The 18,530-nt window shown below is 60.4% G+C and carries 15 protein-coding genes; 12 read left to right on the top strand and 3 right to left on the bottom strand.

Features of this window, described 5'->3' with window-relative positions; translation table 11 throughout:
* Entirely contained in the window at nt 1-2,109 is a 2,109-nt protein-coding gene (locus HER32_RS15985) for a M13 family metallopeptidase (RefSeq protein ID WP_149070025.1), read from the bottom strand.
* Nucleotides 2,110-2,278: 169 nt separating this feature from the next.
* Between HER32_RS15985 and xseA the strand changes: the two genes are divergently transcribed.
* The 6 genes from xseA (at nt 2,279) to HER32_RS15955 (ending at nt 6,612) form a co-directional block, all read left to right on the top strand.
* Nucleotides 2,279-3,766: an exodeoxyribonuclease VII large subunit gene (gene xseA, locus HER32_RS15980; protein ID WP_168682583.1), complete on the top strand. Its 1,488-nt coding sequence runs from the start codon at nt 2,279-2,281 to the stop codon at nt 3,764-3,766.
* A 61-nt stretch (nt 3,767-3,827) separates the two neighbouring features.
* Complete coding sequence (gene xseB / locus HER32_RS15975; RefSeq protein WP_149070027.1) at nt 3,828-4,127, top strand: exodeoxyribonuclease VII small subunit; 300 nt, start codon at nt 3,828-3,830, stop codon at nt 4,125-4,127.
* 120 nt (nt 4,128-4,247) lie between these two features.
* Nucleotides 4,248-4,562 (top strand): hypothetical protein, encoded by a 315-nt coding sequence (locus HER32_RS15970; protein ID WP_149070028.1) that lies wholly within the window; start codon nt 4,248-4,250, stop codon nt 4,560-4,562.
* Nucleotides 4,562-5,305 (top strand): hypothetical protein, encoded by a 744-nt coding sequence (locus HER32_RS15965; protein ID WP_168682582.1) that lies wholly within the window; start codon nt 4,562-4,564, stop codon nt 5,303-5,305. The genes HER32_RS15970 and HER32_RS15965 overlap by 1 nt, the downstream gene beginning before the upstream one ends.
* A 46-nt stretch (nt 5,306-5,351) precedes the next feature.
* Nucleotides 5,352-6,134 (top strand): sensor histidine kinase, encoded by a 783-nt coding sequence (locus tag HER32_RS15960; RefSeq protein WP_168682581.1) that lies wholly within the window; start codon nt 5,352-5,354, stop codon nt 6,132-6,134.
* Between the two features lie 64 nt (nt 6,135-6,198).
* Entirely contained in the window at nt 6,199-6,612 is a 414-nt protein-coding gene (locus tag HER32_RS15955) for a response regulator transcription factor (protein ID WP_168682580.1), read from the top strand.
* 81 nt (nt 6,613-6,693) lie between these two features.
* Here the strand turns inward: HER32_RS15955 and HER32_RS15950 are convergent, their stop codons facing one another.
* Complete coding sequence (locus tag HER32_RS15950) at nt 6,694-9,495, bottom strand: TonB-dependent receptor (RefSeq protein ID WP_168682579.1); 2,802 nt, start codon at nt 9,493-9,495, stop codon at nt 6,694-6,696.
* 363 nt (nt 9,496-9,858) lie between these two features.
* Here HER32_RS15950 and HER32_RS15945 point away from each other — a divergent pair, with 363 nt between their 5' ends.
* Nucleotides 9,859-11,091 carry a hypothetical protein gene (locus HER32_RS15945; RefSeq protein WP_168682578.1) on the top strand — a complete coding sequence of 411 codons (1,233 nt, stop codon included), beginning with the start codon at nt 9,859-9,861 and terminating at the stop codon, nt 11,089-11,091.
* Between the two features lie 6 nt (nt 11,092-11,097).
* Here HER32_RS15945 and HER32_RS15940 read toward each other — a convergent pair whose 3' ends face one another.
* Nucleotides 11,098-11,451, bottom strand: a complete 354-nt coding sequence (locus HER32_RS15940) for an MGMT family protein (RefSeq protein WP_168682577.1) — start codon at nt 11,449-11,451, stop codon at nt 11,098-11,100.
* Nucleotides 11,452-11,585: 134 nt separating this feature from the next.
* On the opposite strand from HER32_RS15940, the gene HER32_RS15935 reads away from it, so the two are divergent.
* The 5 genes from HER32_RS15935 (at nt 11,586) to HER32_RS15915 (ending at nt 18,477) form a co-directional block, all read left to right on the top strand.
* On the top strand, nt 11,586-12,080 hold the full coding sequence (locus HER32_RS15935; protein WP_168682576.1) for a ferritin-like domain-containing protein: 495 nt from the start codon (nt 11,586-11,588) through the stop codon (nt 12,078-12,080).
* Nucleotides 12,081-12,242: 162 nt separating this feature from the next.
* Nucleotides 12,243-13,418: an efflux RND transporter periplasmic adaptor subunit gene (locus HER32_RS15930; protein WP_168682575.1), complete on the top strand. Its 1,176-nt coding sequence runs from the start codon at nt 12,243-12,245 to the stop codon at nt 13,416-13,418.
* Nucleotides 13,419-13,424: 6 nt separating this feature from the next.
* Nucleotides 13,425-13,883: a GNAT family N-acetyltransferase gene (locus tag HER32_RS15925; RefSeq protein ID WP_168682574.1), complete on the top strand. Its 459-nt coding sequence runs from the start codon at nt 13,425-13,427 to the stop codon at nt 13,881-13,883.
* Between the two features lie 45 nt (nt 13,884-13,928).
* Nucleotides 13,929-17,009: an efflux RND transporter permease subunit gene (locus tag HER32_RS15920; RefSeq protein ID WP_168682573.1), complete on the top strand. Its 3,081-nt coding sequence runs from the start codon at nt 13,929-13,931 to the stop codon at nt 17,007-17,009.
* A 55-nt stretch (nt 17,010-17,064) separates the two neighbouring features.
* Nucleotides 17,065-18,477, top strand: coding sequence for a TolC family protein (locus HER32_RS15915; RefSeq protein ID WP_168682572.1), 1,413 nt, complete (start codon nt 17,065-17,067; stop codon nt 18,475-18,477).
* Nucleotides 18,478-18,530: the final 53 nt, after the last annotated feature.

Genomic DNA, 18,530 nt, shown 5'->3' with positions numbered 1-18,530 from the left:
CTACCACACTTTGGCGCGCTCCTGCTGAGCGCGGACCATCTTGCCGTCTTCCTTGCAGCCGAAGGCTTCGTAGAACTCGGGCATGTTCATCAGCGGGCCGTTGGTACGGAACTGCGCCGGTGAGTGCGGGTCTGTCAGGACCTGCTGGCGCAGGTACTCGGGGCGGGCGTTGGTGCGCCACACCTGGGCCCAGCTCAGGAAAAAGCGCTGCTCGGGCGTGAGGCCGTCGTACTTGGGACGCGGGTTGTTGCCGTACTGCTGCTGGAGCTGCTTTTGCAGGGCCGAGTAGGCAATACTCAGGCCGCCGAGGTCCGCCAGGTTTTCGCCCATGGTCAGCTGCCCATTCACGAATACCGAATCGAGGGGAGAAAACGCGGAGTACTGCTTGCCCACCATATCGGCGCGCTGGGTGAAGTTGGCGGCGTCTTCCTTGGTCCACCAGTCTTTCAGGTTGCCTTCGGCGTCGTACTGCCGGCCCTGGTCGTCGAAGCCGTGGGTAATTTCGTGGCCGATAACGGCCCCCATACCACCATAGTTGACGGCGTCATCGGCGTTGGGGTCGAAGAACGGGGGCTGCATGATGCCGGCCGGAAACACGATTTCGTTCATGGCCGGGTTGTAGTAGGCATTCACCGTGGGCGGGGTCATGCCCCACTCGGTGCGGTCGACGGGCTTGCCCAGCTTGCTGGTCATATCCTTGTAGCCCCACTCGCGGGCAGCCACCACATTTTTCAGGTAGGAGTCGCGCGAGATAGTGAGAGCCGAGTAGTCCTTCCACTTATCGGGGTAGCCGATTTTGACGGTGAAAGTGCTCAGCTTGCGCATGGCCTCCTTTTTGGTAGCGTCGCTCATCCAGCTCAGCTGCTGGATATGCTCGCCCATGGAAGCCTTGATGTTGTTCACCATTTCCAGGGCCTTTTGCTTGGCCGCGGGCGGGAAGGTCTTGTCTACGTACAGCTGGCCGAAAGCTTCGCCCAGGGCAGCGTCAGTAGCACGCAAGGTGCGCTTCCAGCGGGGCTGCTGCTGCTTGGCGCCGCTGAGCACCTGCTGCAGGCGGAAGGACTCATCCCCAAACTGCTGGGGCAGCGCCGGCGTAAACGAGGTAGCCAGGTGCCAGCGCAGGTAGGTTTTCAGGTCAGCCAGGGGCTCACTCTTCACCATTGTATTCACCTCCTTAAAGAAGGCAGGCTGACCCACAATTACTTCTTTCACCGAGCCCATGCCGGCATCGGTGAGGATGTGCTGCAGGTTCAGGTTAGGATAAGCCTTCTGCAGCTGGCTTACCGTCATTTTGTTGTAGTTGGCGTACGGGTCGCGCAGCTCCACGCGGCTCTTGCTGGCTTTGGCCAGACGCGTTTCCAGGCGCAGTATCGTAGCAGCATTTTTGCGGGCAGCGGCTTCGTCGTCGCCCAGCAGTTTGAACGTGTTTACCAGATAGGTCTGGTAAGCCGCCCGAATGCTCTTGGAGCGGGCATCTTCTTTCAGGTAGTAGTCGCGGTCGGGCAGGGAAAGGCCACCCTGGTACAGGTTTACGGCGTACTGGGAGCTAATTTTATCGTCCTGCCCCACGTAGGCGCCAAAGAAAGCCCCGGTGGCAAGCACCTGCTGCCGGGCCATAGAGGTTTGCAACTGATCGGGCGTTTTGATGCCCGCAATCTTGGCCAGCTCCGGCTGCAGGTACTTCAGCCCGGCCGCGTTGATGGCGGCCGAGTCCATAGCCGAGGCGTAGTAGTCGCCCACTTTCTGGAGGTTGGTGCCTTTGGCCGCGTTGCGGTTGGCGGCGGCCTCTTCCAGAATCTGCCGCATTACGGCGTTGTTCTTGTTGGCCAGCTCCTGGAAAGAGCCCCAGCGTACTTCGGCCGCCGGAATAGGATTGTTTTTCAGCCAGTTGCCGGAGGCGTACTGAAAGAAGTTGTCGCAGGCGGCCGCCGAAGCGTCGATGTTGGCGGTGTTCAGCCCCACGCCCTGGGGGAAGGTTTCGGGGGCGGGAGCCGGAGCAGCGGCCGGAGCCGGGGTAGTGGCAGCCGTGGGCACCGTGGTGCTGGCGGCGCAGCCCGCCAGGGCCAGTCCTGCCGCAGCCAGCAGCGTTACGCTATTGCGTTTTTTCATGTGGTGGATTTAGGTAACAGGGGTGGAAAATCGACCGGAATATACCGCGAAACTATGACTACTGCCCCCTGTAGCCTAACAGCTGAACGGGCTACCCTGTTTGCTGACGGCGTATTTCCTGGCAAGTTGTATTCTGCCCGTAGTCAAATGCGTACCTTGCGGCCTGCTTATGGCTCCGTTGTACAACCGCCGCTCAGAGGCCGGACTTCCTTCCCAGCGCCCTGCTCCTATGGGGCTGGCCGAACTACTCCGGCGCGTGCGCGACTCCCTGACGATGTCGTTTCCGGATGCCTACTGGGTGGCCGGCGAAATTGCCGAACTCACGCTGCCGCGCTTCGGCAGCGGGCACTGCTACCTCACCCTCACCGACCAAAGCCAGACCACCCGGGGAGCCCAGCTCAAGGCCCAGGCCCGCGCCACCATCTGGGCGGCACGATTTGAGCAGCTGGGCCCCCAGTTTGAGCAGCAAACCGGCCAGACGCTTCGTCCCGGGCTGCGCGTGCTGGTGCGGGTGAGCGTGAAGTTCCATGAACAATACGGCCTGAGCCTGGATGTGCTGGCCATCGACCCTACCTACACGGTGGGAGATTTGGCCCGGCAGCGGCAAGAGGCTATTGCCAAGCTGGAGGCCCAAGGCTTGCTGCAGCGGCAAAAGGAACTGCCGCTGGCCCTGGCGCCGCAGCGGCTGGCGGTTATCTCCTCGCCCACGGCCGCGGGCTGGCAGGATTTTCTGGAGCAGCTCGGGGAAAGCCCCTACGACTTCAGCGTGAGCCTGTTCCCGGCTACCATGCAGGGCACCGATTCGCCGACCAGCATCCTGGGCGCGCTCACGCAGATCCGGCGCCGCCGCGCCCAGTTTGATGCCGTGCTCCTGATTCGGGGCGGAGGCTCTAAAACCGACTTGCTAGCCTTTGACGATTATGGGCTGGCGGCCGCCATTGGCTCTTTTCCCCTGCCCGTGCTCACCGGCATTGGCCACGAGCGGGACGAAGCCGTGGTAGACCTGGCCGCCCACCTTGCCCTGAAAACGCCCACTGCCGTAGCCGTGTTTCTGACGGAGCGCCTGGCCCGCCTCGACGCGGTGCTGGACGGGTACGGGGGGCGCATCCGGGAGCTGGCCCTGGCGCAGCGGCAGGGTCACGAGTCCCGGCTCCTGACGCTGGCCCACCAGCTCCGCCACGCGGCAAAAGGCACCTCCCGGCAGCAGCAAGCGCAGCTGGACACGCTCCAGCGCCTTGTGTCTCAGGCAGCCCACCAGCAAGTACAGCAAGCCCACGCCGACCTGAGCACACACATCCGCGCCCTTCGGCGGGCGGCGCACCAAGCGGCCCGGCGCCAGCAGCAGCAGCTCCGGCAGCTGGGCCGGGAGCTGGCCCACCGTTTTCGGCACGTGCACCTACGGCGGCGGGAGCAGCTGCTGCGCCGCCGCTACCAGCTGCAGCTAAGCACCCAGCGCCTTGTGCTGCAGCTTGGTTATCAATTGGCCCTGGCCGAGCAGCGGCAGTATCAGGCCGCCGCCATGCTACGGGTACATTCACCCGCTGGGGCCCCCATTTCCTTGCACCCCGTGCCTTCTGCGGGTACCATTCTGCACCTGCATCAGGCCGGAGTGCAGGTGGCCGTCCGGGTGCTGCCCGACTCCGGTGCCAGTACCTAAGCCGCGCCGCTAGCTTCCCGCTCCGGAGTTTGTATTTTTAGCCTTGTCTTTTTGTAGTTGTATGACCACCGACGCCACTTACCGCCACGCCATTGCTGAGTTGGAAGCCATTCTGCGGGCCCTCGAAACTGATACCGTGGACGTAGATGAGCTGACGACCAAGGTGCAGCGCTCCTCCGAGCTCATTCGCCTGTGCAAGCAAAAGCTGCGCGCTGCCGAAACTGCCATTGACCGGGTGTTTGACGACCTGGATGAGGAGCCCGACTGGGAGCCAACCGGGGAGCCGGTGGCCCCGGAGGCAACTTCGAAACCAACGCCGGCAGCACCCCGCGCGGGCCTGAGCCCGCGCCTATTTGAGTAGCCGGGCGCAGGGCGGCAGCAGGCAAGCCCCAGTTGAGCTTGTAATGCATGCCTCAACCTCTATATTTGAAACACTGGTCTACTGCCCAGACCGATTTTTTCACAATTTACTCTCCTAATTATGGCTTTTACAGGAGCTGAAGGTGGCCCAATTGAAGTTACTACGGCCGCCGGCTGGACCGCAAACTACCGGGCCGAACACCCCGATGAAATAACGGCGTATTTCTTTGGCAAGAACATTCTACAACGGCTTCTTAGCCAGTCGGGCTGCGTAGGCATCCGTATCTATTACGGGCAGGATTCAGCCGGAGTACCCAAACTGGTGCTGGTGGGTGCCGATGCCAACCAAAACGATATGCTAGGTGGCCGCATTGTAGCCGATTCAGGTTTACCGCAACCACCCAGTCAGGGCGTGAACTGCGTGCTGAACTGCTAATGGATATTGTACTTCCAGAATGGCTTGTTACGCTGGGTAATACCCTGTATTGGGTTTGTCAGGTAGCGCTACTTATTCCTTTGTGGCTAGCCTGGCAACGGCGCGCTTACTGGACCAAGCCGCTGCAAGTACTGTTCTGGGTGCTGGTAGTGGTGGAAACTAACTGCTTCTTGTTGGCTTTACCGACGCTTGTTCGGCTTTTCGGCTTTAAGACAAATCCAAATCTGTCTACTTGGCCGTTGTTTCACCTCCAGAGTAACTTCCACGGGTTGGGACACTTACTGGTGTTCTACTATGCCATTCATAATAAACAGATTTGCAAAGTCATCCGGCTGTTAGTTCCCGTGCTGGTAGCTTTAGCCCTACTGGATTCCTTTTATTTAAATCCATTTGCCAACTATAAACCCAACACCATTACGCAGGTTACTGAAAGCCTAATTGTTTTAGGCTTGAGCATCATCTATCTGGAACAGCTTCTGGTAGAACTGCCTGTAAGCCGGGTAGAGCACAACCCTATGTTCTGGGTAACCATCTACACTATTCTGTTCTTTGCAGGCACGCTGATAATGGATATTCTGATGAATTCACTGAATATTGATGTTCATGCCGCTAGTACCAGGAAATATCTTATGCCGGTATTTGGGCTGGTTTCTTCCAGTGTTACACTGCTTAGCTATGTCCTGCTTACGTGGGCATACCGCAACTGCGGCCGGCAAGATGAAAGAGTAAGGGTGTCCTATTAATTATCTTACCAGCTAGGCCAGTCAGCCTGGTTGCCTTTCCTCCTGCATGGATGCTCTCCGGTTAGCGGCTATTCTTATACCCATTATCCTGCTCCTGGCCCTGAGCATAGCCGCGTTTATGGTGCGCCACCAGCGGCGCCTGATGCGCCAGCAGGACCACCTGCGCTCCGTGCGCGAAACGGCCCAGCGCCAGGCCCTGGAAGCGGCTCTGCTGGCCCAGGAAGAAGAACGCCGCCGCATAGCCTCCGACCTGCACGATGAAGTAGGCACCACCCTGGCCATTGTGAAACTCCACCTCACGGCCCTGGAAATGCACGAGCAAACCCGGGACATGACGGCCCTGCTCGACCAGGCTATTGGCGAGGTACGCCGCATTTCCCGTAACCTGTTGCCCGCGGCCCTGGTGAAGTTTGGTCTAGCCTTCGCTCTACAGTCGTTGGCGCGGGCCGTGCCGGCGGGCAGCACCTGCGTAGAGCTGCAGCTGCATGGGCAGCCTACTGGCCTCAATGCCGTGCAGGAACTAGCTATTTACCGCATTGTGCAGGAACTGCTCGGCAACGGGCTGCGCCACGCCAAAGCCGCCCAGATTCACCTACAGGTTTCATTTGCCCCCAACCGGGTACTCATCTCCTACACCGACGATGGGGTAGGCTTTGACCCTATCCAATCGGAGACGCCGCCCCCGCCCGAAACGCGCACCGGGCTTGGCCTTACCAATATGCGCAGCCGCATTGAACTGCTGCAAGGCACACTCCGCCACCAGTCTACACCTGGGGCCGGCACGCAGGTCTGGATATCTTTCCCGGTCCCTTACTTTGCAGCTACCTAAGGCGGCTTTTATATTAAAACAACGCTATATTGCCTGGCTTTTTTCTCTCTCCTGCGTTCCGTATATGACCTTTTCTGCTTCCCTCATCCGTTTGGCCCTGGTCGACGACCACCTGCTGTTCCGCAAAGGACTACGGGCCTTGCTAGAAGGATTTTCCAACGTGGAGGTGCTTTTTGAAGCCAGCGACGGACAAGAACTGCTCGAATGCATTGATGCCTTGTCCATTCCGCCCGATGTCGTGTTGATGGATCTGCAGATGCCGGTGCTCGACGGACTGCAGACTACCCGTCTGCTACGGGCCCAGTACCCCCAGGTACGGATTGTGATTATTTCCATGCACGACGAGCCCGAACTTATCGAGCAGCTCCGCTCGGAAGGAGCCCATGGCTACCTGCTTAAAAATGCCAACCCCGACGAAGTGCGGGGCGCCATCGAAGCCGCGCACACCGGAGAATCCTTTTGCGCGGTGGTGGGCTAACATTTCCGGCTTACCCCGTAAACGCAGCAAGGCCCGGTTCCCTTTGGAAACCGGGCCTTGCTGCGTTTAGCCTAAGGCAGCTTACAGCTCTACAAACATCCCCACCGTAAACGTGCGGCCCCGGTTGAAGAAGGCCTGCGTCAGGTTCGGGTCGATTACGTTGGCGCTGTTGCGGTTGGAGACGTCGGTGAAGTAAAACTGGTTCAGCACGTTGAGCACCGAGGCTTTGAAGCCCAGCTTCATTTTCCCCTGGCGCAGGGGCGGCAGATCGTAGCCCATATGAAAGTCCAGGTTGTAGGAAGTGGGCAGGCGGTAGGAGTCGGTACGGCTGCTCTCAATTACGATGGTTTCGGGGTTGAAGGACGCGAAATACTTGGAGAACAGCAGAAAGGAAGGGCGTACGTACAAACGCTTCACGGGCTCGTAGCGCAAGCCCAGCTGGAACTGGTTCTGGGCCGCGTCGCCCACGTGCACGCCTTCCAGGTACACGGGCTGTTCCGGCTCGCTGGGGTTAATAAAGTCGCCGGCTTCGTTGGTCTGCACCAGCACCCCTTTGCCCGTCCAGCGCCAGTCGCCTAGGGCAATGGCCGCGTTCAGCTGCAAGCTGCGGCTGATTTCCTGGGCTACGCTCATCTCAATGCCCATGTGCTGAGCATTGACGTTGCGCACCGTGTTATACACAATGCTGCCGGAGGAGTTGGTAACCGAGTTCGTGGTTTTGTTGGCCCACAGCGTGTAGTAAGCGTTCAGCGTCGCCTTCATGCTGGGGTAGCTGATGCCGTAGCCCAGTTCGATGCTAGTGATGCCCTCGGGCTTCACATTGTCGTAGAGGCGGCCCTGGTTGGTATATACCAGGTTGAAGAAGGGCACCTTGCTGTTGTAGCCCACGTTGGCAAACACGTTGTTGTGCTCCGTGAGGTTGTAGTTGGCCCCGGCCTTCACGCTGTAGCCCAGGTAAGAAGCCCAGTCGGTTTCGGCCGTCTTGCCGTCGGCGGCGGTATAGGTACGGCCGTCGATGGTCTGGGTCTGGTTGAAGCCTACGTCGTACTGCTGCCCGTTCACCGTCACTTGCCGGGCCTTGAAGTAGTCGATGCGCTTATAGCGGATGCGGGAAACCGTGCCGCTGACCACCGCCGACAACGCCGGGGTTTTGTACTCCAGCTGCGTGTAGCCACCCAGCCACTGAGTTTTGCCATCGTAGTTGTAGCTGATCTTGTCGCCCTCGCGCAGGCGGGTGGCCGGGTCTTCGTTGCGGTTGTTGATGCTCAGGGCATAGGTGCCACCCAGCAGGTCGCGCACCTGGCGGTAGTGCAGGCCGCGGTAGAGGCGCCCATCCACCCCCGCCGAGAGCGTGAGGTTTTCGCGCAGAGTATAGTCGCCGCCCAGCACAAAGCCGTACCAGCGGTGACTATTCACGTTGTTGACCAAGAACTGCTTGGAGCGGCTTTCGGCGTCAAACGTGGTATCCTCCCTTTGAGCGTTAGGATTATCGGGCGTTGGAGCAGGCACCTTTACAATCGACGCCACGTCGCGGTTGCGCACGTTCTCGTCGTAGATGCCCTGGAAGTCGGTCTGGTAGTCGCGTACGTCCAGGGAGCTGGAGTTGGTGCTAGTTAGGCCGCTCACCCCGCCCCCATTACCATAAGAGGCATACACCACGCCAGTCACGAACAGCCGGTCGTTTACCTGCCAGAAGTCGTTGAGGTTGATCTGGGGCTTGTGGTAATAGTTGCTACGCTCGTTCAGCACCTCTTCCTTGCCCAGGTTGCTGGCGGTGCGGGTTTCCGGGTCGCGGTCGTAGCGGCGCAACGTGCCCCAGTAGGGGTTATAATCGAAGCCCCGGTTACCCCCGACCACGGGCTTGGCGCCAATCGCGCGGGCTTTGGCATCGGAGTACAACCCTACTAGCGACTGGAAAGAGCGGGTGCCGTGCTTCTGGGGCGAGCCCAAGGCCGTGAGCGAGAGGCGGTGCCGGCCCAGGCGCTTGCTGGCATTGCCGAAGTACGTCCAGGCATCGTCGAAAGCCTGCTGCACCCAACCATCGGAGGTGCGGCGCGAGCCGTAGGCCGTGAAGGCCCAGTCGCCGGGCAGGTTACCGCTGCTCAGCATCAGCGAGGCTTTGCGGTAGTTGTTGGAGCCGGTTTCGAGGCGGGCCAAGGCACTGCGCTTGTCGTCGAAGCCCTTGGTGAGTACGTTGATGGTGCCCCCCACCGAGGGTACGGCAATTTTGGCGGCCGACAGGCCCCGCTGTACCTGCAGGCTCTTGGTTACGTCGCCCAGGTCCCAGTTCGACCAGTACACCTGGCCGGTTTCCATGTCGTTTACGGGTACGCCGTTGATCATCACGGCCACGTTGCGCTGGTCGAAGCCGCGCACATTGATGCGGGAGTCGCCCGTGCCGCCGCCGCCCTGGGTAGCGTACACGCCCGGGGTTTCGTTCAGAATCATGGGCAGGTCACGGGCGGCCAGGGTTTCGCGCAGCTTCACCTCATTCACGGCCGCGTAGGCTACGGGCGTTTCGCGCTCCACGGCCACGGAGGCAATTACCTGCACTTCATTAAGCGTAGCGTTATCGGAGGCCAAACGGAACGTAGCCACGGCATTCTGGCTGCCCACCGTTACGCGCTGCTCCAGCATTTTGTAGCCGATAAAGGAGGCCCGCACCACGTACGTGCCGGGTTTGAGGCCCGGCACCTGATAGTTGCCCTCGGGGTCGGCGCCGGCGCCGGTGTTAGCCCCATTGCCCGTTACCTGCACGGTAGCCCCGGGGAGGGATTCGCCGGTGAGCTTATCGAGCACGCGGCCTTTGATGGAATACGTCTGAGCCGCGGCCGTCAGGATGGTCAGCAGGCTCAGTAATAGGGAAAGTACAGTGTGTTTCATGCAATAAGCAGAGGGGTAACGGCTATGCGCGCTGCAAAGGTAAGGGATTGAGGAGAAGCCCCTAGTACTGCCCGGCCGATGTTTTTGCACTATGCCGGCCGATCCGCCGAAAAACCATCCGCCGGAGACGTATTTTTGGCTGACCGCCAGTACTCCGTTGTGGCGGTTAGCCTCCTTCTATATCTCTTATCCACTCCTGCCCGGACGAAGGCCACGGTGGCAGCAGCATTCCATGAGTATGAAATTTCTTCTGGTCATAACCCTCCTTCTGGCGGCCCTGAGGGCCCCGGCCCAGACCAATCCGTTCCTGGTGCGCCTCAATGACCAAAAGCTTAGCCTGCTGCTACGTTTCACATAGCCCGCGTGCTGGATTTGCGCCCCGACCGCAGCCGCATTGGCTGGGTGCATCAGGGGCTGATCAACCAGCCGGTACCGGCCAACCTGACGGGCGGCGTGGCCGCAGGCCTTACGCATTGGCTCAGCACCCAACTGCCGGCCCAACCGAGCACCCGGCCGGTAATCGTGCGCGTGCATGAACTCACCATCGAAGAGGAAGTTGGGGCCGCGTCCGAACACGCCCTGGCCGTGTTTGATATCGATTTTGCCGTGCAGCAGCCCGACAGCTCGTACGTGATACTGGTGCGCTACCTCGAAACCATCCGGAAAGGCGGCCTCGAAACGACCGGCCTGCACGACGATAACCTAGCCTTTGGCTTCCGCCAAGCCCTCCTGCGCTTGCAGAACCTTAACTGGCCCGACGCTATAGCCGCGGCCACTCCGCTCTCAGCCGCCGACTACCTGGCTGCCGCCGATTATCAAACCATGCTGCGCGCCTACCCCATTCTGCTCACGGCGGCTCCAGGTCAGGGCATGTTTGCCACCTTCGAGGATTTTCGCAGCAACCAGCCCGATGCCCGCGTGCCCTTCACGCTGGTGCGCCAGCCCCGCACGGGAGCAGGGTGGCAGGGTATGGAGGAGGTAAAGGTCACTTCCTCCAACCCGGCGCTGCAGAAACAGCTCAATAAAGCCTGGGGATTTTCGGATGGCCAGCAAGCGTATATCCGTTATCGAAACCACTTGTATCCGCTGGAGCGCGCCGGGCAGACGTTTCAGTTCACCGGGCCAAGCACGGCCGACGCCGAAGCGGTAGCCGTAGGAGCCGCAGTGGGCGGTCTGGCTGGTGCGGCCATTGCCGGTGCGGCCACCAGCAGCCCACCTCACCCCTACTCGTTAAGCCTGCGTACGGGTCGCGTACTGGATACCCATGTTCAGCAAGCCATATCGCAAGGTGATACTGCCCAAGTAGTGCTTTTCCGGCGCGGCAATGGTTCCGCTGTGGCGGTGCAGCTCAACGGGCAGGCACTAACCCAGCTGCCGGGCAGCCAGTTTGTGCGTATTCCATGGACCAGCAAAACCAAAGAGCTACAGCTGTGCCTACCCGAAACAGGAACAGCCTGCCTCTCGTTTGCACCCGATTTCACGGCTACTACCTACGTGGAAATCAAGCAGAAAACTGCGGCCGACAAGCCAACGCTGGTGATAGTACCCGCTAAGGAGGGCATCTTTTACACCAAGAAAATGCGGCCTGACCGTTAGCCTAATCTACCCTAGCTCCGTGCTGGGGTCCCAGAACAGCGCATCGAAGTTCTGCACCTGGTCATCCACTACCCGAATACCTTCGGCTTCGAGGGCTTCCTGCATGGCCGTGGGCGTGGCGTAGTGCTGCCGCCCCGTGAGCAGGCCCTGCCGGTTGATGACGCGGTGGGCCGGCACGTAAGCATCGGCGGTGTGGGCCGCCATCATGGCCCAGCCCACCATGCGGGCCCCGTGCCGGGCACCAAGGTAGTGCGCAATGGCGCCGTAGGTGGTTACGCGGCCGGGTGGCACCAGGCGCACTACCTCGTGTATATCCTGAAAAAAGTTGCGGTGTTTGTCGGCAGCAGCGGGGCTCAGCATACAGTGGAGCTTAAGAACTTAGGCGGGAAGAAAGGCCAAAATAACGTAACAACTGTCCCTGGAGTACGGGCGTAAGTAAGGCAGCAAGCAGCCAATTCCGGCTGCATTACTTGTTTCATCTTATTCTCCTACCCATGTTCAATAAACTCAAAAGCCTCGACGACCTGTTCACAGAACAACTCAAAGACCTATATAGCGCCGAAACCCAACTGGTGAAAGCCCTGCCCGATATGGCCAGCGAAGCCCGGGATGCGCGCCTGCGCCAGGGCTTTGAAAAGCACCTGCAGGAAACGATGAACCAGGTAAGCCGCCTGGAGCAGATTGGTCGGGGCCTGAACATTGACCTCTCGGGCCATACGTGTAAGGCCATGCAGGGCCTGGTAGCCGAGGGCAAAGAAACCATTTCGGAAGACGCTACCGACGAAGTAAAAGACGCGGCCCTGATTGCCGCTGCCCAGCGCGTGGAGCACTACGAAATATCGGGCTACGGTACGGCAGCGCACTATGCCGAGCGCCTGGGCCACACGGAGGCCGCTTCCCTGCTGCGCCAAACGCTCCAGGAAGAGCAGCTCACCGACACCAAGCTCAACGACCTGGCCAAGAGCTATATCAACCAGCGGGCCATGTAACTTCCCCGCCCTTTTACCAAAAAGCCTGCAACATGCAGGCTTTTTTGGTGTCTACCCATTTAGGAATCTACGTCCCGCCTAACTTTTAGAGGGCTGCCGGCGTTTTGAGAACCCGGCCCGGGTGACAGTAAGCAGGTGGCAGGGGGCACTTTACGACATTACATGCAGACGCAGCAACAAGAAGACACTATTCAGGAAGAAGAACACAAAGGCGGCGCGTGGCGCTGGTGGCTACTGGCGCTGGCGGTGGTGGCGGTGCTGGCCTTCGTGAAAATCAAGTTTTTTCCGTCGCAGACCGCTGAGGCGGGCAAAGGTGGAGGCGGCGGTGGCAAGGGGGCAGCCGGTGCGCCGGGCAAAGGTGGCCCCGGCGGGGCGGGCGGCAAGGGCAGCGGCCAGAAGCTGCCGGTGCAGGTGTACGTAGTGAAGGCCACTAGCCTAGCCGATGAGGTAGCGGCCACGGGTTCTATCCTGGCGGAGGAATCGGTGGTCATCAAAAGCGAAATTTCGGGTAAGATTACCAGCCTCAATATTCGGGAAGGGCAGCCTGTGAGCAAAGGGCAGTTGCTATTCAGCATCAACGCCGACGAGATACAGTCGAACCTGCGCAAGCAGGAGTACAACATTAAGCTGTTCCGCGACCAGGAAAAGCGCCAGCGCGTCCTGCTCGACAAGGAATACATCAGCGCCCAGGAATACGAGCAGGCCAACAACCAGCTGCTCACGGCCCAGGCTGACTTGCAGACGCTGCGGGCTTCGCTGGCCAAAGCCTACGTGCGGGCCCCCTTTTCCGGGGTGCTGGGCCTGACGACGGCCACCGTAGGCACCTACGTGAGCCCCGGGGCTGAAATAACCACGCTTTCCCGCGTGAAACCCGTGAAAATCAACTTCACGGTGCCCAGCCGCTTCTCCAGCCTGGTGCGCACCGGCGACCCTATTACTATCACCGACGAGGCTTCTAACAAAAAGTACGAAGCCAAAGTCTATGCCCTCGACCCGCAGATTGACCCGGTGAGCCGCACCCAAACCGTGCGCGCCCGCTTCGCCAATACTAACAATGAGCTGCGCCCCGGCGCCTTCGTGAAAGTGAACCTGCAGCTTAGCCAGACCTCCGATGCCCTGCAGGTGCCCACCGAGGCCGTCATTCCCGAAGCCAGCGGCTACAGTGTGTACACCGTGCAGCAGGGTAAGATGGTACCGAAGAAGGTGAAGATTGGGGTGCGCTCCGACCGGCTTATCCAGATTACTGACGGCCTAGCCGTGGGCGACTCGGTCATCCGCACGGGCATTCTGCAGGTGAAGCCGGGTGATGCGGTGAAGGTTCAGCCTAACAGCCAATAGTTGACTATGGCCTCCTCAACTCCGCCCGTTTCCTTGTCTGAGGTGAGCATTCGGCCAGCCAGTTCCACCGATGCCGAGGCACTGGCCGACTTAGTAGCAGAGCTGGACTACCCTACCGCTCCAGCGCTGCTTCGCACCCGCCTCCATGAGCTTACTGCGGCTGGCGACCAAGTGTTGGTAGCGGAATATCAGGCCCAGGTGATTGGGATGGTCCATTTGCACCGCACGCCTTTTTTGCACCGAGCCCCCGATGGCCGCATCGTGACGCTTGGGGTATTAGCCGCTTACCGAAACCAACAAATTGGAGCTAAGCTCCTGGCCGCTGCCGAACACCAGTTCCAGCAAGAGGGCTGCGGCCGCGTTGAGGTTACTAGCGGTTTCCCCCGGGAAGCCGCCCATCGTTTTTACCAGCGGGCGGGCTACGAGCCCCAATCCCGCCGCTTTGTGAAGGTGTTGCCCCGGTAAGTTTTCTTTCGCGCAACGCCTCCTGCCCCATTTAACTGCTACACCATGAGCTTATCCTCCACCAGTATCAACCGCCCGGTTCTCGCCATTGTGATGAGCCTGGTGATTGTGATTTTCGGGGTGATTGGGTTTCGGTACCTGAGCGTACGGGAATATCCGAGCGTGGACCCGCCTATCATCACCGTATCGGCCTCCTACACCGGGGCCTCGGCCGATGTGATGCAGGGCCAGGTGACCGAACCCCTGGAAGAAGCCCTCAACGGCATCCAGGGTATCAAGAATCTGACCTCCAACTCCCGCGACGGGCGCACCCAGATTACGGTGGAGTTTGACCTCGACGCCGACCTGGAAACGGCGGCCAACGACGTGCGCGACAAAGTATCGGGCGCGCAGGGCCGCCTCCCGCGCGACATTGACCCTCCCGTGGTGAGCAAGGCCAACGCCGACTCCCAGCCCATTGTGATGACGTACCTGAGCAGCAACAAACGGACGCTGCTGGAGCTGACGGACTACGCCAACAACACCCTTAAGGAGCGCCTGCAGACCATTCCCGGCGTGTCGGAGGTGCGGGTGTACGGGGAGCGGAAGTACTCCATGCGCCTGTGGCTGGACCCGGTGAAACTCTCGGCCCTAAGCGTGAGCCCCGTGGACGTGCAGCAGGCCCTCACCCGCGAAAACGTGGAGCTACCCAGCGGCTCGGTGCAGGGGCAGGCTACCCAGCTTACGCTCCGCACCATGGGACGCCTGAGCACGGTGGAGGATTTTAACAACCTGATTATTCGTAAGGACGAATCGTCGCTGGTGCGGCTTTCGGACATCGGCTACGCCGAGCTTTACCCCGAAAACGACCAGACCATCTTCAAAGTAAACGGCGTACCGATGGTGGGCCTGGCCGTTATTCCGCAGCCGGGCTCCAACCAGATTGACATTGCCGACGAGTTCAACAAGCGCCTGGAGCAGTACGGCAAGGACCTGCCCAAAGACCTGGAGTTAAGGCCGGGCTTCGACAACTCGGTCTTTATCCGCAAGTCTATCAACGAGGTGGAACACACCATCATTGAGGCCTTCGTGCTGGTAGTGGTGATTATCTTCCTGTTTCTGCGCGACTGGCGCTCCACCATCATCCCGGTGGTGGCCATTCCGGTGTCGTTGGTAGGCATCTTCTTCGTGATGTACCTGATGGATTTCTCCATCAACGTGCTCACGCTGCTGGCCGTGGTACTAGCCATTGGCCTGGTAGTCGACGACGCCATTGTGGTGCTGGAAAATATCTACTCCCGCATTGAGGAAGGTGAGAACCCCAAAACGGCCGCCATTAAGGGCTCCGAGGAAATTCTGATGGCCGTTGTCAGTACCACGATTGTGCTGGCGGCGGTGTTTCTGCCGGTGGTGTTTCTCACGGGCATCACCGGGCGGCTGTTCCGGGAGTTTGGGATTGTGGTGGCCGGCTCGGTGCTGATTTCGGCGTTTGTGTCGCTCACGCTCACGCCCATGATGTGCTCCGTGCTGCTCAAGCGCGAGGAAAAGCACAACTGGTTTTACCGCAAAACCGAACCCTTCTTCGAGAAGATGATTGGCGGCTACAAGGAGAGCCTCGAAACCTTCCTGCGCAACCGGTGGCTGGCCTGGCTGGTGGTGGCGGGCACGGGCGTAGGTATCTGGTACTTCATGGGCGCCATTCCCTCGGAACTGGCCCCGGTGGAAGACCGCAGCCGCATCAACCTGAACGCGACTGGTCCGGAGGGGGCCTCGTTTGAGTTCATGGATACCTACATGACTCAGCTTACCCAAATGGCCATGGACTCGGCTGGTAAGCAGAATTTGAGCAGCGTGTTTGCCGTGACGTCGCCGGGCTTCGGGGGTGGGGCAAACTCGGGCATTGCCCGGGTATTGCTGCTGGAAGCCGATGCCCGCCCTCTGCCCCAGCCCGCCATTGCCGATAAGCTCAGCGCGGGCGTGAAAAAGCTCTCGGCGGCCCGCACCTCCGTGAGCCAGGACCAGAGCATCGGGGGCGGAGGAGGTGGCTTGCCGGTGCAGTTCGTTATTCAGACCCAGGATTTCGACAAGCTGCGCACGGCCGTGCCCAAGTTCCTGGATGCGGCCCGCCAGGATCCTACTTTCCAGTTCGTAGACGTGAACCTGAAGTTCAACAAGCCCGAGCTGCGCGTAAACATCGACCGGGAAAAGGCCCAGAGCCTGGGCGTATCGGTGCAGAGCATCAGCCAGACTTTGCAATCGGGCTTGAGCGGGCAGCGCTACGGCTACTTTATCCGGGAAGGCAAGCAATACCAGATTATCGGACAGGTGGCCCGCGAAGACCGCAGCCAGCCTCTGGATGTGCGCCTGCTCTCGGTGAAGAATGCCCAGGGGGAGCTGATTCAGCTAGACAACGTGATTCGGCTGGAGGAAAGCAGCACCCCGCCCCAGCTTTACCGCTTCAACCGCTACAACTCGGCCACCTTCTCGGCTTCGCTGGCGCCCGGCCGCACCCTCGGCGACGGTATTGCCGCCATGCAAGCCATTGCCGACAAGAACCTCGACGACACCTTCTCAACGGAGCTGGCCGGCGCTTCCCGCGACTTCCAGGAAAGCTCCAGCAGCCTGGTATTTGCCTTCGGGCTGGCGCTGGTCTTGATTTACCTGGTGCTGGCAGCCCAGTTTGAGAGCTTCCGCGACCCGGTCATTATCATGGTCACGGTGCCGCTGGCCCTGTCCGGCGCACTGCTCAGCCTATGGTACTTCAACCAGACGCTCAACCTGTTCTCGCAAATCGGTATCATCATGCTCGTGGGGCTGGTGACCAAGAATGGTATTCTCATCGTGGAGTTTGCCAACCAGCAGGTGGAAAATGGCAAGGACTACATGACCGGGCTGATTGAGGGGGCCACGGCCCGCTTCCGCCCTATTCTGATGACGAGCCTCTGCGCTATCCTGGGTATCCTGCCCATTGCCATTGCCACCGGCGCGGGCGCGCTCAGCCGGCGGGCCATGGGCATTGGCGTCGTAGGCGGGCTGTTTTTCGCTACGGCCCTCACTCTGTACGTAGTGCCTGTTATGTATTCGTATTTCGCCACGGCCAAAAAGCACAAACCCGCTGCGGCCGCAGAAAAAGCCGTTGCGGCCTAGTCAGGTGCAGCTTTTGTTTCCCAGCGACGCCCCGTTTCAGCCGTTGATTTTCTCCATGCTTCGTTCTCTTCTCGTTGCTCTGCTGGTTGTGGCCGCCTTCCCGGTGCGGGCGCAGCAGCCAGCACTGCCCGCCCGGCAGCCGGCGGCCCAGCCCCAGGCTAAACCCCAGACCGAAAAACCGGAAACGGTAGCCCCCGCCCCCCGCCTCACGCTGGCCGAAGCCCTACGCATCGGCCTGGAAAACAACTACGGTATCCAGCTCAGCCGGCAGGATGCCCGCATTGTCGAAAACAACGTAACCCGCGGCAATGCCGGCCAGCTGCCCGTCGTCAACGGCAACCTCACCCGCTCCTTCACGCTCAACAACGTGCGCCAGGAGTCGGCCTCGCGGCCTAACCCCAGCACGGCCAGCGGGGCCCAGTCTAACCGCCTGAACGCCAACGTAGCCGCTACCTGGACGATTTTCGACGGGTTCGGGATGTTCGTTGCCTACGACCGGCTGCGGGCCGTGGCCCAGAGCCAGCAGCAGCTCACCCGCGCTACGGCCGAGGAGACTGTGGCCAGCATCACCGAGGCCTACTTTACCGTGGTGCGGGAAGCGGGCAAGATCCAAAGCTTCGAGGAGGCCCTACGCATCGGCCAGCAGCGCATCGACCTAACCCAGGCCCGCGCCGACGTGGGCGTGGGCGCCAAGGTGGAAGTACTGACGGCCCGCGTCGACTACAACGCCGACCGCTCTGCTCTGATTCAGCAGCAGGAGGCCCTGAAAACGGCGAAAGTCAACCTCAACAACCTGCTGGGCCGCGCCCCCGCCCTCGACTTCCTGCCCGCTGATTCTATTGTGGTTAGCCGTGAGCTGAACCGCGAAACCGTACTGGCGGCCATTCGCGAAAACAACCCCCGCCTGCAACAAGCTAAAATCAACACCCAGGTGGCCGCGTATGACCGCAAGCTGGTGCGCGCCTCCCGCTTTCCACAAGTGGGCCTCACGGGTGGCTATGGCTTCAACCGCAACGTGAACGGAGAGGCTTTTTTCGGCACCGAGCTTACTACCAACACCGGCCGCCAGCTAGGGTTCAACTACGGAGTGGTAGCATCTGTACCCATTTTTGACGGTTTCAACCGCAACCGCCTAGCTCAGAATGCCCGCATTGCCGAGGACCAGAGCCGCCTGCAGGTGGCCCAAACCCAGCTTCAGCTGGATGCCGAAGCCGAGCAGGCCTGGGCCCAGTACCAGAACCGCCTGCAACTGCTGCAGCTGGAGGAAGAAAACATTCAGCTAGCCCGACAGAACGTGGCAATTGCCTTGGAGCGTTACCGCCTGGGGCTGCTCACGCCCCTGGCGCTGCGCGAGGCTCAGCGTAGCCAGCTCGACGCCGAAAACCGCCTGCTCGATATCCGTTTTCAGGCTAAGCAAGCCGAAATTACCCTGCGCCGCCTCAGCAGTGGCCTCGTGCAGGAGCCGTAGCCCCGGCCGGCAATCAGCCATTATGCGCTCAACCCGCCTAGAGCTGTGAGAGC

Origin of the sequence: Hymenobacter sp. BT18, from assembly GCF_012273015.1 — a bacterium.
Taxonomy (GTDB): domain Bacteria; phylum Bacteroidota; class Bacteroidia; order Cytophagales; family Hymenobacteraceae; genus Hymenobacter; species Hymenobacter lutimineralis.
The sequence above is the reverse complement of the archived record's forward strand: the minus strand, read 5'-3'. Positions and strand labels throughout refer to the sequence as shown.

Coding starts and splice junctions, on each gene's coding strand:
- HER32_RS15925 (WP_168682574.1), top strand. CDS start 13,425: ATGGCCTCCTCAACTCCGCCCGTTTCCTTGTCTGAGGTGAGCATTCGG.
- xseA (WP_168682583.1), top strand. CDS start 2,279: ATGGCTCCGTTGTACAACCGCCGCTCAGAGGCCGGACTTCCTTCCCAG.
- xseB (WP_149070027.1), top strand. CDS start 3,828: ATGACCACCGACGCCACTTACCGCCACGCCATTGCTGAGTTGGAAGCC.
- HER32_RS15970 (WP_149070028.1), top strand. CDS start 4,248: ATGGCTTTTACAGGAGCTGAAGGTGGCCCAATTGAAGTTACTACGGCC.
- HER32_RS15960 (WP_168682581.1), top strand. CDS start 5,352: ATGGATGCTCTCCGGTTAGCGGCTATTCTTATACCCATTATCCTGCTC.
- HER32_RS15950 (WP_168682579.1), bottom strand. CDS start 9,495: ATGAAACACACTGTACTTTCCCTATTACTGAGCCTGCTGACCATCCTG.
- HER32_RS15965 (WP_168682582.1), top strand. CDS start 4,562: ATGGATATTGTACTTCCAGAATGGCTTGTTACGCTGGGTAATACCCTG.
- HER32_RS15930 (WP_168682575.1), top strand. CDS start 12,243: ATGCAGACGCAGCAACAAGAAGACACTATTCAGGAAGAAGAACACAAA.
- HER32_RS15935 (WP_168682576.1), top strand. CDS start 11,586: ATGTTCAATAAACTCAAAAGCCTCGACGACCTGTTCACAGAACAACTC.
- HER32_RS15955 (WP_168682580.1), top strand. CDS start 6,199: ATGACCTTTTCTGCTTCCCTCATCCGTTTGGCCCTGGTCGACGACCAC.
- HER32_RS15940 (WP_168682577.1), bottom strand. CDS start 11,451: ATGCTGAGCCCCGCTGCTGCCGACAAACACCGCAACTTTTTTCAGGAT.
- HER32_RS15985 (WP_149070025.1), bottom strand. CDS start 2,109: ATGAAAAAACGCAATAGCGTAACGCTGCTGGCTGCGGCAGGACTGGCC.
- HER32_RS15920 (WP_168682573.1), top strand. CDS start 13,929: ATGAGCTTATCCTCCACCAGTATCAACCGCCCGGTTCTCGCCATTGTG.
- HER32_RS15915 (WP_168682572.1), top strand. CDS start 17,065: ATGCTTCGTTCTCTTCTCGTTGCTCTGCTGGTTGTGGCCGCCTTCCCG.